The organism is Mycobacterium branderi, assembly GCF_010728725.1.
Lineage (GTDB): Bacteria > Actinomycetota > Actinomycetes > Mycobacteriales > Mycobacteriaceae > Mycobacterium > Mycobacterium branderi.
Genome location: NZ_AP022606.1, coordinates 1,818,113 through 1,832,094, shown reverse-complemented (window position 1 = coordinate 1,832,094; position 13,982 = coordinate 1,818,113). Strand labels below are relative to the sequence as shown.

General features: G+C 70.6%; 14 protein-coding genes. 3 read left to right on the top strand and 11 right to left on the bottom strand.

The window, feature by feature from the left end; all coding sequences use genetic code 11:
- Positions 1-42: 42 nt before the first annotated feature.
- Positions 43-2,364, top strand: a complete 2,322-nt coding sequence (locus tag G6N47_RS09450; protein WP_083131257.1) for a DEAD/DEAH box helicase — start codon at positions 43-45, stop codon at positions 2,362-2,364.
- Between the two features lie 231 nt (positions 2,365-2,595).
- A complete protein-coding gene (locus G6N47_RS09445; protein ID WP_083131196.1) occupies positions 2,596-3,618 on the top strand; it encodes a PAS domain-containing protein in 1,023 nt (340 codons plus the stop codon).
- Here the strand turns inward: G6N47_RS09445 and G6N47_RS09440 are convergent.
- The 7 genes from G6N47_RS09440 to ssd are packed head-to-tail and all read right to left on the bottom strand — an operon-like array spanning position 3,615 to position 8,054.
- Entirely contained in the window at positions 3,615-3,911 is a 297-nt protein-coding gene (locus G6N47_RS09440) for an Rv3654c family TadE-like protein (RefSeq protein ID WP_308206273.1), read from the bottom strand. The two genes, G6N47_RS09445 and G6N47_RS09440, sit on opposite strands and share 4 nt — an antisense overlap.
- Before the next feature lie 31 nt (positions 3,912-3,942).
- Positions 3,943-4,224: a TadE family type IV pilus minor pilin gene (locus tag G6N47_RS09435; protein ID WP_083131258.1), complete on the bottom strand. Its 282-nt coding sequence runs from the start codon at positions 4,222-4,224 to the stop codon at positions 3,943-3,945.
- A 41-nt stretch (positions 4,225-4,265) separates the two neighbouring features.
- Positions 4,266-4,472 (bottom strand): DUF4244 domain-containing protein, encoded by a 207-nt coding sequence (locus tag G6N47_RS09430; RefSeq protein WP_083131198.1) that lies wholly within the window; start codon positions 4,470-4,472, stop codon positions 4,266-4,268.
- A gap of 15 nt (positions 4,473-4,487) precedes the next feature.
- A complete protein-coding gene (locus G6N47_RS09425; RefSeq protein WP_083131199.1) occupies positions 4,488-5,078 on the bottom strand; it encodes a type II secretion system F family protein in 591 nt (196 codons plus the stop codon).
- On the bottom strand, positions 5,075-5,860 hold the full coding sequence (locus G6N47_RS09420; protein WP_083131200.1) for a type II secretion system F family protein: 786 nt from the start codon (positions 5,858-5,860) through the stop codon (positions 5,075-5,077). The genes G6N47_RS09425 and G6N47_RS09420 overlap by 4 nt, the downstream gene beginning before the upstream one ends.
- On the bottom strand, positions 5,857-7,020 hold the full coding sequence (locus tag G6N47_RS09415) for a TadA family conjugal transfer-associated ATPase (RefSeq protein ID WP_083131201.1): 1,164 nt from the start codon (positions 7,018-7,020) through the stop codon (positions 5,857-5,859). Before G6N47_RS09415 ends, G6N47_RS09420 begins: the two co-directional genes overlap by 4 nt.
- Complete coding sequence (gene ssd, locus G6N47_RS09410; RefSeq protein ID WP_083131259.1) at positions 7,017-8,054, bottom strand: septum site-determining protein Ssd; 1,038 nt, start codon at positions 8,052-8,054, stop codon at positions 7,017-7,019. Before ssd ends, G6N47_RS09415 begins: the two co-directional genes overlap by 4 nt.
- Positions 8,055-8,494: 440 nt before the next feature.
- Here ssd and G6N47_RS09405 point away from each other — a divergent pair, with 440 nt between their 5' ends.
- A complete protein-coding gene (locus tag G6N47_RS09405) occupies positions 8,495-9,352 on the top strand; it encodes an HAD-IB family hydrolase (RefSeq protein WP_083131202.1) in 858 nt (285 codons plus the stop codon).
- A gap of 435 nt (positions 9,353-9,787) precedes the next feature.
- On the opposite strand, the gene G6N47_RS09400 is transcribed toward G6N47_RS09405, so the two are convergent.
- The 4 genes from G6N47_RS09400 to G6N47_RS09385 all read right to left on the bottom strand — a co-directional run bounded on the left by G6N47_RS09400 (position 9,788) and on the right by G6N47_RS09385 (position 13,981).
- The gene (locus G6N47_RS09400) at positions 9,788-10,531 is read right to left on the bottom strand and encodes an oxidoreductase (protein WP_083131260.1); all 744 of its coding nucleotides are present in this window, start codon (positions 10,529-10,531) and stop codon (positions 9,788-9,790) included.
- A gap of 69 nt (positions 10,532-10,600) precedes the next feature.
- Positions 10,601-12,193 carry a dipeptide ABC transporter ATP-binding protein gene (locus G6N47_RS09395; protein WP_139799424.1) on the bottom strand — a complete coding sequence of 531 codons (1,593 nt, stop codon included), beginning with the start codon at positions 12,191-12,193 and terminating at the stop codon, positions 10,601-10,603.
- Positions 12,194-12,240: 47 nt separating this feature from the next.
- Positions 12,241-13,089, bottom strand: coding sequence for an ABC transporter permease (locus tag G6N47_RS09390; RefSeq protein ID WP_197945473.1), 849 nt, complete (start codon positions 13,087-13,089; stop codon positions 12,241-12,243).
- Positions 13,055-13,981 (bottom strand): ABC transporter permease, encoded by a 927-nt coding sequence (locus tag G6N47_RS09385; protein WP_083131204.1) that lies wholly within the window; start codon positions 13,979-13,981, stop codon positions 13,055-13,057. Before G6N47_RS09385 ends, G6N47_RS09390 begins: the two co-directional genes overlap by 35 nt.
- Position 13,982: the final 1 nt, after the last annotated feature.

Here is a 13,982-nt window from a genome sequence, read left to right as displayed (position 1 = left end):
TCCGGTGATCAATTCAGTGAACAATTGCGTTACGAGGTGGACATGGAGGGGTGCCAGGTGACGTTCGGCAGCGAGCTGCTGGCCGTTGCGGTCGCCGGCAGCGGGCCGGGCGAGCAGCCGCTGCGTCACGTCGCCGAACTGCCGCCTCGCGCGAGCCGAGCCCGCCCGTGGCCCGCCTGGGCCGAGGCCGACGTGGTCCGCGCGTTCACCGAGCGCGGCATCGACGCACCGTGGTCGCATCAGGTCGACGCCGCCGAGCTCGCACACGCCGGACGTCACGTGGTGGTCAGCACCGGCACCGCGTCGGGCAAATCGCTGGCCTACCAGCTTCCGATCCTGTGCGCGCTGGCGACCGATCCGCGCGCCCGGGCGCTGTACCTGTCGCCGACCAAGGCGCTGGGCCACGACCAGTTGCGCGCCGCCCATGCGCTGACCGCGGCGACACCCCGGCTGGCCGACGTGGCACCGACCGCCTACGACGGCGACAGTCCCGCCGAGGTGCGCCGCTTCGCGCGCGAACGCTCCCGGTGGTTGTTTTCCAACCCGGACATGATTCACCTGTCGATGCTGCGCAACCACGCCCGCTGGGCGGTGTTCCTGCGCAACCTTCGCTATCTGGTTGTCGACGAATGCCATTACTACCGCGGCGTTTTCGGCTCCAATGTGGCGATGGTGCTGCGTCGCTTGCTGCGCTTGTGCGCCCGCTATTCGGGGGCGCCGACGGTGATCTTCGCCAGTGCGACGACGGCTTCGCCTGCTGCGACGGCAACCGAGCTGATCGGGGCGCCGGTGACCGAAATCACCGAGGACGGCTCGCCGCAGGGCGGGCGCACGGTGGCGTTGTGGGAACCGCCCCTGCGCGACGACCTGACCGGGGAGAACGGCGCTCCGGTGCGCCGCTCCGCAGGCGCCGAGGCGGCGCGGGTGATGGCCGACCTGATCGCCGAGGGCGCACGGACTTTGACGTTCGTGCGGTCACGCCGCGGCGCGGAGCTGACCGCGCTGGGTGCCCGCGCACGCCTGGACGACATCGCTCCGGAGCTGAGCGAGCAGGTGGCGTCGTATCGCGCGGGTTATCTGCCCGAGGACCGCAGCGCGCTCGAACACGCCCTAGCCGACGGGCGGTTGCGCGGGCTGGCGACCACCAACGCGCTCGAATTGGGCATGGACATCGCCGGATTGGATGCGGTGGTGCTGGCCGGCTTTCCCGGCACGGTCACCTCGTTCTGGCAGCAGGCGGGCCGGTCGGGGCGGCGCGGCCAGGGCGCGCTGATCGTGCTGATCGCCCGCGACGATCCACTCGACACCTATCTGGTCCATCACCCGGCGGCGTTGCTGGACAAGCCGATCGAACGGGTGGTGATTGATCCGGCCAACCCCTACCTTCTGGGGCCGCAATTACTTTGCGCGGCAACCGAATTACCGCTCGACGAGGCGGAGGTCCGGGAGTTGGGCGCCGAGCAGGTCGCCGCCTCGCTGGTGGACGACGGGCTGCTGCGACGCCGGGTCGGCAAGTACTACCCCGCACCGGGCGTGGATCCGCATCCGGCCGTGGACATCCGGGGGCCGACGGGTGGACAGATCACGATCGTCGAAGCCGAGACGGGACGGCTGCTGGGAACAGCCGGCGTCGGCCAGGCACCGGCCTCGGTACATCCCGGAGCGGTGTACCTGCATCAGGGCGAGAGCTACGTCGTCGACTCGCTGGACTTCGACGAGGGGATGGCGTTCGTCCATGCCGAGGATCCTGGATATGCAACGTTTGCGCGCGAACTCACCGACATCGCGGTCACCGGACCCGGTGAGCGCACGGCGTTCGGATCGGTGACACTCGGACTCGTCCCGGTCACCGTCACCAGCAAGGTCGTCGGCTACCTGCGCCGGCGGCTGTCCGGAGAGATCCTCGACTTCGTCGAGCTGGACATGCCGACGCAGACGTTGGCCACCACCGCGGTGATGTACACCATCGCGCCGGAAGCCTTGGAGCGCAACGGGATCGACGCGCCGCAAGTCCCGGGATCGCTGCACGCCGCCGAGCACGCCGCGATCGGACTGCTGCCGCTGGTGGCCAGTTGCGATCGCGGCGACATCGGCGGGCTGTCCACCGCCGTCGGCCCGGAGCCCGAAGGACTGCCGAGCGTGTTCGTCTACGACGGCTATCCGGGCGGGGCCGGCTTCGCCGAGCGCGGTTTCCATCAGGCCCGCACGTGGCTGGGTGCCACGGCGGCGGCCATCGAGTCGTGCGAATGCACGGGGGGATGCCCGTCGTGTGTACAGTCACCGAAATGCGGCAGCGGTAACCAACCGCTGGACAAAGCGGGCGCTGTGCGCGTGCTGCGCCTGGTACTCGCGGAACTCGCCTGACGACCGACCCCTCGACGGTCGACTGGCGGCGCGACAAACGGCCGGACAACGCGAGCCGTTCTCAATCCCGGTGGGGCGCAGCAGCAAAATACCCGGCTGAAGCCGTCGTATGCAACTCGCTTGCCAACGTGTCGTCGTCGCATACGAATTGACAGCAGTCAAACCCCGCCCGATTCGACTTGACGGCAAACGAGCTAATACCCACAAGGTCCCCTCGGTAAAATCTGGGCCATGGCCCGCGACTGGCTGCTGGTCGAAACGCTGGGCGACGAACCGGCCGTGGTGGCGCTAGGGCGTCAGCTCAGGAATCTGGTACCCATCAGCGCCTTTCTGCGACGAAATCCCCACCTAGCCGCCATCCGAACCGCGATTGCCGAATCCGCGCAGACGGGCCAGAGCCTGGTCAGCATCACACCCAAAAATGACCGGGTGATCCGCACCGAGCCGGTGTTGATGTCCGACGGCCGAATGCACGGCGTGCACGTCTGGAGCGGACCGGCCAAGGCCGAACCTCCCGAGCGGCCGATTCCCGGCCCGCTCAAGTGGGACCTGACCCTGGGTGTGGCCACCGACACCCCGGAGTCGCTGGCCAACAACGGCAAGAATCCCGAGGTGGAGGACACCGACGGTCGCGCGTTCGCCGAAAACTGGCCGGCGCGCGAGCTCAAGCCCAACGAAAGCAAGGTGCTGGCGTTGGCCGTCAAGCCCGAGCCGGGTCGGACCCTGTGCGCCACCTGGGACGCCAGCGACTGGCAAGGCAATCCGATCCGGGTCAGCTTCGTCGCACGTAACGCCGTGGAACCGGGTCCCGACGGCCGCGACCACCTGGTCGCACGCGGCATGAATTGGCGCGCCGAGCCAAGCGCGACGGCCGAGCCGACCGATCACCTGGCCCAGCGCATCCTGCACGGGTTGGCACAACCGGGAGTCCATCGGGCGCTGCTCGATCTCAACACCTGGACGCTGCTGAAATGGCTCGACGAGCCGTGCCCGTTCTACGACTGGCGACGCAGCGCCCGAAACGCGCCGCGGGTGCACCCCGACGACGAGCCGCGGCTGGCCGCGATGTCGGCCGAGTTCGCCGATGGCGCCGCCACCGCGGTGCCGCGCATGCCCGGCGACGGCGACAGCTGGGTTCCCGTGCACGTGACCGTCAACCGGGTGGAGCTCGAGGAGCAGACGTTCGCCGGCCTGGTGTCGGTGCGGCTGCCCAACGACGCCGAGCTCGCCGAGGCGGGGCTGGCGGCACCCTAGCCCGCGGGCCCCGCCCGGGCGGCGGCCCGCGCGCTGCCCCAGCCGACCAGCGGGACCGCGACCCTGACGCTGACCACGGCGTCCAGTCCGCGCACGACGCAGTCGACGTCATCGACACGCATCGTGCGCGCCACCGCGGTGGCCTGGCCGCACGCGGCGTCGGCTCCCGCGGGTAGGCGCGCCGCCGCGGCCAAGGCAGCCAGATCAGCCGCCGCCTGAGCGCGGTGGCGAGCCACCACCGCCGAACCCAGATACGCGCCGCCGACGGTGACGGCCAATAGCGCCGCGACCATCGCGGCGGCAACCAGGGTGGCCGAGCCACGCTCACCGCGGCTCGACCGCCGAAACGCCGGTGCCGGCAATCGCCAGCGCGGGCAGCAGACGCGAACGCGCAGTGACCGTCGCGACCATGAACTCACCGTCCCGACGCACATGCACCACCGCCCCGTCGGGCGCAACGCCGCGCGCCGCCGCGATCGCCGCCCGTTCATCGCCGCGCGCGGCCAGCCGGGCGGCCTCGCGGGCGGCGTCGACACACCGCACCTGCATCGAGATCGCGGCGATGCCCGCCAGGCACTGCACCAGCACCGCGACCAGCGCGGCGATGCCGAGGGCCGCCTCGACGGTGCTCGCGCCAGCGTCATCGGCTAGACCTTGGTGTTGAGCGCGCGGCCGATGATGTTGGTCAACGCGGTGACGATCGAATCGCCGGTGACGACTGTATAGAGGATGGCGCCGAACGCCGCCGCGGCGAGAGTTCCAATTGCGTACTCGACCGTCGACATGCCCGACTCGTCGACCGCCAGCACCACGACACGCGCCTTCGCGATCTGAAACATGTTGACTAGCTTCATCTTTCCCTTTCTTCATCACCACAACCCCGACTGCAGCACCTCACCGGCCAGCCCGGCCACCACCGGGACGATGCCCAGGCAGACGAACGCCGGCAGGAAGCACAGGCCGAGTGGGCCGGCGATCAGCACCCCGGCACGCTCGGCGGCAGCGGACGCGGCATGGGTGGCGTCCTGGCGGCATTGCCGGGCCAACTCGGCTACCCCGTCGGCCAGCGCGGCTCCCGAGGAGGCGGAGCGTCGCGCCAGTCGCAACAGCGCGTCGGTCTGCGGGTCGACAGCGCCCTGCGGCAGGTCCGGCGGCGCCGCCCAGGCCAGCGCCGGGTCGGCGCCCAGGGCCAACAGGTCGGCAGCCCGACGCAACACCCTGGCCAGCAGCGGGGGTGCGGACGGAGCGGTGGCGGCCGCGGCGGTCGATACCGCCATGCCTCCCGACAGACATGCCGCCAGCACGTCGAGGCTCGACGCCACCGCCAGTGGATCCGGGCCGCGCGCCGGTCGCCTTCGCGGCCGCGCGGCATAGCCCGCCGACCCGGCGCGCGTTCGCGCGGTCGGCGGCCCGGCCCCGGTCAGCAGCGCCGCGGCCAACAGCACCGCCGCGGCACTCATTGCGTCACCCGATCGGTGATGCGGTCCGACCACAACAGGCCCGCGCACGCCAGCATCACCCCGACGACCAGCAGCCAGCCGCCCGCGTGGCCGCGCAGCAAAAAAGCCACCGGTCGCGCCCCGATCGCCTGGCCCAGCAGCACCGACAGGACCGGCAGGCTCGCCAGAATGGCGGTGGTGGCATGGGCGCCGGCCATCGACGCGGTCACGCTCGCCGAAAAGCGTTGCCGCTCGGCGATATCGCGTTGGGCAGTCCGCATCAGGGCGGACATCGCCAGCCCATGCTCACCCGCCAGTTGCCAGCACACCGCCAGCCGCTCCCACTGCCCGGGCAGCACCGAGGTTCCCGCCGCGCCCCGCAGACCGGCGGCCACGTCGGCACCCAGCCGGGCGCGCGCCGCCACCGCGCGGCAGCGATCGGCGACCCGCCCACCGGTTTCGGCCGCCGCGACCTCGAACGCCCGCACCGGATGAGCGCCGACCCGCAGTTCGCCGACCAGCACGTCGATCGCGGTTTCCAGTGCCCGGCTCTCCTCGATGGCGCGACGGCGACGACGGCGGCGCCGGTAGCGCAGGCCTACCGTTGCGGCCACCACCGCAGCGGCAAGAACCGTTGTCGGAGGCAACGTCATGGCGACGACAGCCGCGGCACCCACCACCGGGTAGACCACGACGGCCCGTGATACACGCGAGCCAGGCGCCCCCAGCCGTCGTCGCGGGGATGACGGCGACACCACCAGCGCCGCCGCCAATGCCAGCCCGGCCACCGAGAAGCCCGTCACGTCGCAGCCCGGCCCCGCAGCAGCCGGCGCAGCTCGGCGATGTCGTCGGTCGGCCCGCGCTCGACGTGCCACACGGTGACTGGATGGACCTGGCCGTGACTGGCACGCAGGACCGCGATTTCGCTGACCCGTCGGCGCCCGGCGCGGTCCCGGGCGACGTGCACCAGCACCTGGACTGCGGCGGCGAGCTGACTGTGCAGTGCCGCCCGGTCGAGACCGCCCAGCGCACCCAACGCCTCCAACCGGGCCGGGACTTCGCCCGGGTTGTTGGCATGCACGGTGCCGGCGCCGCCGTCGTGGCCGGTGTTCAGCGCCGCCAGCAGATCGACGACTTCGGCGCCGCGGACCTCGCCGACCACGATGCGGTCGGGCCGCATCCGCAGCGCCTGCCGGACCAGTTGGCGCACCGTCACCTCGCCGACGCCCTCGACGTTGGCGCAGCGGGCGACGAGCTTGACCAGATGCGGATGCGGCGGCGCCAGCTCGGCGGCGTCCTCCACGCAGACGATCCGCTCGTCCGGCGACACCGCGCCCAGCATGGCGGCCAAGAGTGTGGTTTTGCCGGCGCCCGTTCCCCCGCTGACCAGGAACGCCAGCCGCGCGGCGATGATCTCGCCGAGCAGGCCGGCGGCCTGCGGTGCGATGGCGCCCGCCGCGGTCAGCGCCGCCAGATCCTGGGTGGCCGGCCGCAGCACCCGCAACGACAGGCAGGTGCCTGCGGCGGCGATCGGCGGCAGCACGGCGTGCAGTCGCACCGCGAACCGCCCGGTCCCCACGCCCGTCAGCTGTCCGTCCACCCACGGTTGCGCGTCGTCGAGACGGCGACCGGCCGCCAATGCCAGCCGCTGCGCCAGCCGTCGCACCGCGGCGTCGTCCTCGAACCGGATATCGCTGCGCCGCAAGCCGTTGCCGTCGTCGACCCAGACGCTGTCCGGCGCGGTGACCAGCACGTCGGTGGTGCCCTCGGCACACAGCAACGGCTCGAGGATGCCGGCGCCGGTCAGCTCGGTCTGCAGTGTCCGAAGGCTGCTCAACACCTCGGTGTCGCCGAGCACCCCGCCGGACTCGGCCCGGATCGCGTCGGCCACCACGGTCGGCCGCAGCGGCGCGGCTTCCGCGGCCAGCCGCTCGCGCACCCGGTCGATCAGCGAACCTGTCATGCGGCCTCCGCCACCGCACGGGCCGGCAGCACCGCGAGAACCCGGCGGGCGGCGGCCGCCAGCGCGGATCGCCGCCCCAGCCGCAGGCCGCCGTGCTCGAGTTGCTCGGCCAGCCGCGGCTGCGGGCGCATCGACGTCAACAGCGGCACGCCCGCGATGGCGGCGATCTCGGCGGCGCCCAGCCCGCCGGGAGCCGGCCCACGCACCACCAGCCCGACGTTGGGGTTGATGCCGGCGAGCAGCGGAGCGATGCTCGCGGTGGCCGCACAGGCGCGGACGTCGCAGGAGGTGACGACGACGAGATCGGCGGTGTCCAGCGCGCATTGGCCGGCGTCGGTCAGCCGGCGGGGGACGTCGCACACGACGGTTGCCCCGCCGCGGCGGCCCGCGTCGATGACAGCATCGGCGGCCCCGGCGTCCATCTCGTGCCCGTGCCGGGTACCCGAGAGCATGCTGACCCCCCGAAAACGGGGCAACGCGTCACGCACCGCCGACCAGTTCAGCCGCCCACCCTGCACCTTCAGATCGGGCCAGCGCACGCCCGGCGTGGTTTCACCGCCGAGCAACAGATCGATGCCGCCGCCCCACGGATCAAGATCGATCAGCAGCGGCTCGCGGGCCTCCTGCGCCAGCGCAGCCGCCAATACCGAGGCACCCGCTCCGCCGCGCCCGCCGACGACGGCCACGACCTGGCCGCGCGCGTTGCCGTCGCGCGCCGACTCGGCAGCATCGGCGAGTTCGCGGACCAGCTCGCCGTCCTGAGCCGGCAGCACCAGGACATGCTGCGCGCCGACCCGGGTGGCAGCCGCCCAGGTCGTCGAGGCAGGGTCGGCGGTAGTCAGCACGACGACGTGCGAGCGGCGCGGCAGTGCGCTGTCGGCACACCGCAGCGCCGCCCCCTCATCCAGCAGCACCGCTGCGGCCGCCGACCAACTTTTTCGACTCACCGAGCCCGCGCCGACGTGCACCACGCGCACACCGACGGCCGCCGCGACCCGCTCAACTTCGGGGCGCAGCCCGGGTTCGGCCACCACCGCCAACACGCCGGCGCTCTCGGTTGCGGTCGTCACCTACTCACCGTGCCGGGTGGCGGCTACCGGCGGCCAGCAGCCAACCGCCATCTGTGGACAGACCGGGATCTGTGCACAACCCGAAGCGACAAATCTGAAACGTGTTACTGACGGCGAACTTGCCCGACAAAAGGGACGACCCCCGCCAGGGGGGGAGGAGGCGAGGGTCGTCGTGTATCAGCCCCGGGGGGTCGGGCTGATACACCCTCGGCTTAAAGCCGAGTACTGCTTACTATACACATGACAGCGCTACCTAGCGCAAGTGCTGCTTGCAATAGAAAGCATGATGTCCAACCGGGCGGGTGCGGCCACGTAATGCTATCTGTGACAGGCGAACCCCGGCTGACCGGCCGTTTTGTCCATTAGCCTCGCGACGCAGCATTGTGCGGCCCTATGCTTGCCCGGTGACCGCCTCCGACTCGGCCGCCGATCAGCAAACATCACCGCAAGCACCCGACGCCACCGGTCCCCACGCCCGCACCGCCGCTTTCTTCGACCTCGACAAGACCATCATCGCCAAGTCCAGCACGCTGGCTTTCAGCAAACCGTTTTTCAACCAGGGACTGATCAACCGGCGCGCGGTGCTCAAATCCAGCTACGCCCAATTCCTCTATCTACTGTCGGGTGCCGACCACGATCAGATGGACCGGATGCGCATCCACCTGACCAACATGTGCACCGGCTGGGACGTGGAGCAAGTCCGCTCGATCGTCAACGAGACCCTGCACGACATCGTCACCCCGCTGGTGTTCGCCGAGGCCGCCGACCTGATCGCCGGCCACAAGTTGTGCGGCCGCGACGTGGTGGTGGTGTCGGCCTCCGGTGAGGAGCTGGTGGCGCCCATCGCCCGCGCGCTCGGGGCGACCCATGCGATGGCGACACGCATGGTCGTCGAGGATGGCCGCTACACCGGCGAGATCGCGTTCTACTGCTACGGCGAAGGCAAGGTACAGGCCATTCGTGAGCTGGCCGCCCGCGAGGGCTATGCGCTCGAGCACTGCTACGCCTACTCCGACTCGATCACCGACCTGCCGATGCTCGAGGCCGTCGGGCACCCGAGCGTAGTGAACCCGGACCGCGCCCTGCGCAAGGAGGCGATCGCCCGCGGCTGGCCGGTGCTCAGCTTCTCCCGGCCGGTGTCGCTGCGCGACCGCATCCCGGCGCCGTCTGGAGCGGCGGTCGCGACGACGGCGGCGGTGGGCGTCAGCGCGCTGGCCGCCGGAGCGGTCACGTACTCGCTGTTGCGGCGGTTCGCGTTCTGACGCTCAGCAAACACATCGGCATCGCTGTTGCGATCTCGTTTCGTGGTTTTCACACATTTGACCCTTGATGTGATGGGGGTCACGTAGTACAAAGGAGACACGGAAGCCCGGTGAGGCCAAGGTCGATCCGGAAGAGAAGGTTCGATCTCCCGACCCGGGCCCCCAGCACGGTTCCCGGCACCCACGCGGAGCCACAGCCGCGATAGAGGCAGAAGTGTTGCGGGCCTGCGTAATTGCGAAGAGCGGACGGCCAGGACGGCCCTTTGGGTGGGGCTATGGCCGAGCGCATCGCAAGATCGCCGAGGCCACCCACGCAGCCCATATGTTGCACGCTTGGTAACCGAGTTCCGTGCTAGCGGGCGGCGAGCCGACAATGACGGATCGTCGCCCGCTTCGCATGTGTAGGGACAGCCGCGACGGCGCTCGCTGGCAACCTTATTGGCCGAGTGATTCGGCGATCGTCAGCGCTTCACGTCCACCGTCGGCCATGGCCTTGCAACACAGTTTCAGCCAGGCGGCGATGCCGTCGGCGGTGCCCGATGCGAATCCGCGTGCCGCGTCGCGATAGTCGGCGGCACGGCGCATCCAAGTCACCTCCGGAACGCCGAGTCCGTGCGGGTCCAGGCCGCTGGCGATGGTCACCAGTCGCGACACCGCACGCGCCACCACGCCGTCGCCGCTGCCGAACGGGGCCAGCGTCAGCAGCTCACCGTGCGCGACCGCGGCCAGCACCGGCGCCGGCGCCCGAGTGCCGCCGCTCACCAGATCCGCGAGCAGTTCGAGACGCGGCGCGACGTCGGCGTCGGCGCGGGGACGCCCCAGCCGGTCCTCGTCGACCTGGTCGGCGGCGGCGAGCATGTGTAGCCGGGCCAGCGCCTGCAGCGGCGCCCGCTGCCACACCGCGACCAGGTTGGTCTCGCCGCCTTCGAGCGCTTGCGCGACGCGCAGCGCACCGGCGAAGACGGGGTCGCTGGTGGCCGACTCGTCGAGTTGGAGCGGCCCGCCGTCGAGCACCGACGACGCCCGCGCCGCCCGCAGCGCGGCCTCGGCCGCGGTCACCGGCCAGCCACGCAGGTTGGCCCGGTGCCGATGCGCCCGGCCCAGGGCGTCGCGGGCCTGCTCGGCGGCGACGGCCACACCGGGGAGCTCCGTCAACGGGGCCAGCGGGTCAGTGGTCACGACAGCCACTATGCGCCGAGTGTGAACTGCGCGACGCGACACGCCGGCGTGGCGTCGGGTATTTCACACTCAGCCCCCCGGTGCGCGGGGAATCGCCGCCAGCAGCTGGCGGGTGTAGTCGTGGCGCGGCTCGGCGAACAGCTCCTCGGTGGGCGCCTGCTCGACGACCCGCCCGCCGCGCATCACCAGGACCTCGTCGGCGATCTGCCGAATCACCGCCAGGTCGTGGCTGATGAACAGATAGGTCAGGCCGAGTTCGGCTTGCAGTTCGGTGAGCAGGTCGAGAATCTGCGCCTGCACGACGACGTCGAGCGCGGACACCGCCTCGTCGCAGACCAGCACCTCGGGGCGCAGCGCCAGTGCCCGCGCGATCGCGACCCGCTGGCGTTGACCGCCCGACAGTTCGCGCGGTCGCCGGCCCAGCAGCGACGCCGGTAGCGCGACCTGGTCGGCCAGCTCACGCACCGTCCGTTGGCGCTGTCGGCGGTCGCCGATCCGATGGATGCGCAGCGGCTCCTCGATGGCGCGCGACACCGAGTACATCGGATCCAAGCTGCCGTAGGGGTTCTGGAACACCGGCTGCACGCGCCGGCGAAACGCGAACGCCGCCCGACGATCCAGCGTGGCGATGTCTTGCCCGTCGAAAACAACGCCGCCCGACGTCGGTTGCAGCAGCCCGAGCACCATGCGCGCGAGCGTGGACTTGCCCGACCCCGATTCGCCGGCGACGGCAAGCGTGGTGCCGCGGCGCAGCCGGAACGACACGTCGTCGACCGCGCGCAGCTCGGTGTGCCGCCACGGCACGCCGCGGGACTGCCGGTAGACCTTGGTCAGCCCGGTGGCGACGACGACGTCGTCGTCGGATCCGCGGGTGTGTGCTCGGTTTTGCCCCGAGGGCACGCGCAGCGACGGTGCAGCGGCCACCAGCCGTTGCGTGTACGGTTGCTGCGGCCGGGTCAGAATCGATTGCGCTGCACCGGTTTCCACCACCTCGCCCCGGTGCATAACCACCAGCCGCTCGGCCCGCTCGGCGGCCAGCGCCAGATCGTGGGTGATCAGCAGCAGAGCGGTGCCCAGTTCGGCGGTGAGACGTTGCAGGTGGTCGAGCACCTGTCGCTGGACGGTGACGTCCAACGCGGAGGTGGGCTCGTCGGCGATGAGCAGCCGGGGCCGGCCCGCCAGCCCAATGGCGATCAGCGCGCGCTGGCACATGCCGCCGGACAGCTGGTGCGGGTATCGGCGGGCCTGGGTTTCCGGATCCTTCATACCGGCCTGTGAGAGCAGTTCGACGGCGTCGTTATCGCTGATGTTGTTGGCGCGCAACGCCTCCCGTACTTGGAAGCCGACCTTCCACACCGGGTTCAGGTTGGTCATCGGGTCCTGCGGCACGTAGCCGATGCCGGAGCCCCGGATCGAGCGCAACGTGCGCCGGTCGGCCGACGTGATGTCGACACCGTCGAACACGATGCGTCCGGCAGTGATTCGCCCGCCGGGCGGCAGCAGGCCGAGGACCGCCGCGGCCGTGGTTGATTTCCCCGAGCCCGATTCGCCGACGACGGCGACGGTCTGGCCGCGCTCGACGGTGAGGTCGGCCGCCGCGACGGCCACGTCGTCACCGAAGCGGACCTCGAGGCCCTCGACGCACAGCAGCGGCTCTGTCATGGCGCCGCTCCTCCTCATCGCTTTGCTCTGCATCGTCGCCGGCGCGCTCATGTCCGCGGCTTCGGGTCGAGGGCGTCGCGCAGCACGTCGCCCATCATCATGAACGCGAGCACCGTGATGGCCAGTGCGCCAGCGGGATAGAACAGGATGGGCGAGCCGGCCCGCAGCCGGATCTGGTCCACGTTGATGTCGCCGCCCCAGGACACTACCGACGGCGGCAGCCCGACCCCGAGGTAGGACAGCGTCGCCTCGGTGACGATGAACAACCCCAGCGCAATGGTGGCAACCGCGATCACCGGTCCCAGGGCGTTGGGCACCGCGTGGCGTATCAGGATGCCGAACCTGCTCAGCCCCAACGCTTTTGCAGCCAGCACGTAGTCGCTGCCCCGCACTTCGAGCACCGCGCTGCGCGCAATCCGGGCGATTTGCGGCCAGCCGAACAACGCCAGGATCGCGATCACCGTCCACACTGTGCGGTGATGCATGACCTGCATCAGCACAATGGCGGCCAGCAGCAACGGGATTCCGAAGAAGACGTCCGCGACGCGCGAGACCGCCGTGTCGATCCAGCCGCCGTAGAAGCCGGCCAGTGCGCCCAGCACCCCGCCGACCACGAACACCGTCACCGTCGCACCCAGGCCCACGGTGATCGACGCCCGGGCGCCGTAGATCGTGCGGGCATAGATGTCATGGCCCTGCAGGTCGGTGCCGAACCAGTGCGCAGCCGACGGCGCGAGCATGCTCTGGTCGGGATCGGCGTAGCCGGGGTCGGCACCGGTGAACAACGCCGGGAACGCGGCCATCGCCACGACCAACAGAATCAGTGCCGCCGCGACAAGGAATTTCGGCCGGCGCCACACCTCAGCCATAGCGGATCCTGGGATCCAAGGCCGCATACAGCAGGTCCACCAGCAGGTTGGTCACCAGGTAGACGACCACCAGGACCGTCACAATCGACACCACCGTCGGCGCCTCCTGACGGGTGACCGCCTGATAGAGCACGCCGCCGACGCCGTGAATGTTGAAGATCCCTTCGGTGACGATCGCACCACCCATCAGCGCGCCGAGGTCCGCGCCGAGGAAGGTCACCACCGGGATCAGCGAATTGCGCAGAATGTGCACCGTCACCACCCGCGGCCGCGACAACCCCTTCGCGGTGGCGGTGCGGACATAGTCGGCGTGGGCGTTGGCGGCGACCGCCGAGCGCGTCAACCGCACCACGTACGCGAACGACACCGAGCCCAACACGATGCCGGGCAACAGCAGCCGCCCAAACGTCGGCTGATCGCCCACCGTGACCGCGGCGAGGCCGAACCGCACCCCGAACACGAACTGGGCCAAGAACCCCAGCACGAAGATCGGGACCGCGATGATGGCCAGGCTCGCGATCAGCACGGCGGCGTCGAAAATGCCGCCCTGGCGCAGCCCGGCGATCACCCCGAAACCGATGCCCAGCGCCGCCTCCACCGCCAACGCGATCAACGCCAGCCGGATCGTCACCGGAAATGCTTGGGCCAGAACGGTTGTCACCGGCAGACCGGAGTAGGCGCGGCCAAGGTCGCCGCGCAGGATGCCGCCCAGGTAGTGCAGGTACTGCAACCAGAACGGGTCGTCGAGGTGGTATTGCGCGCGCAGTTGTGCGGCCACCGCGGGGCTCAGCGGCCGGTCTCCGCCCAGCGCGGCGATCGGGTCGCCGGGCAACAGGAAGACCATGCCGTAGATCAGCAGTGTGGCGCAGAGGAAAACCGGGACCATGACCGCGATGCGCCGCGCGAGATACCAGCCCATC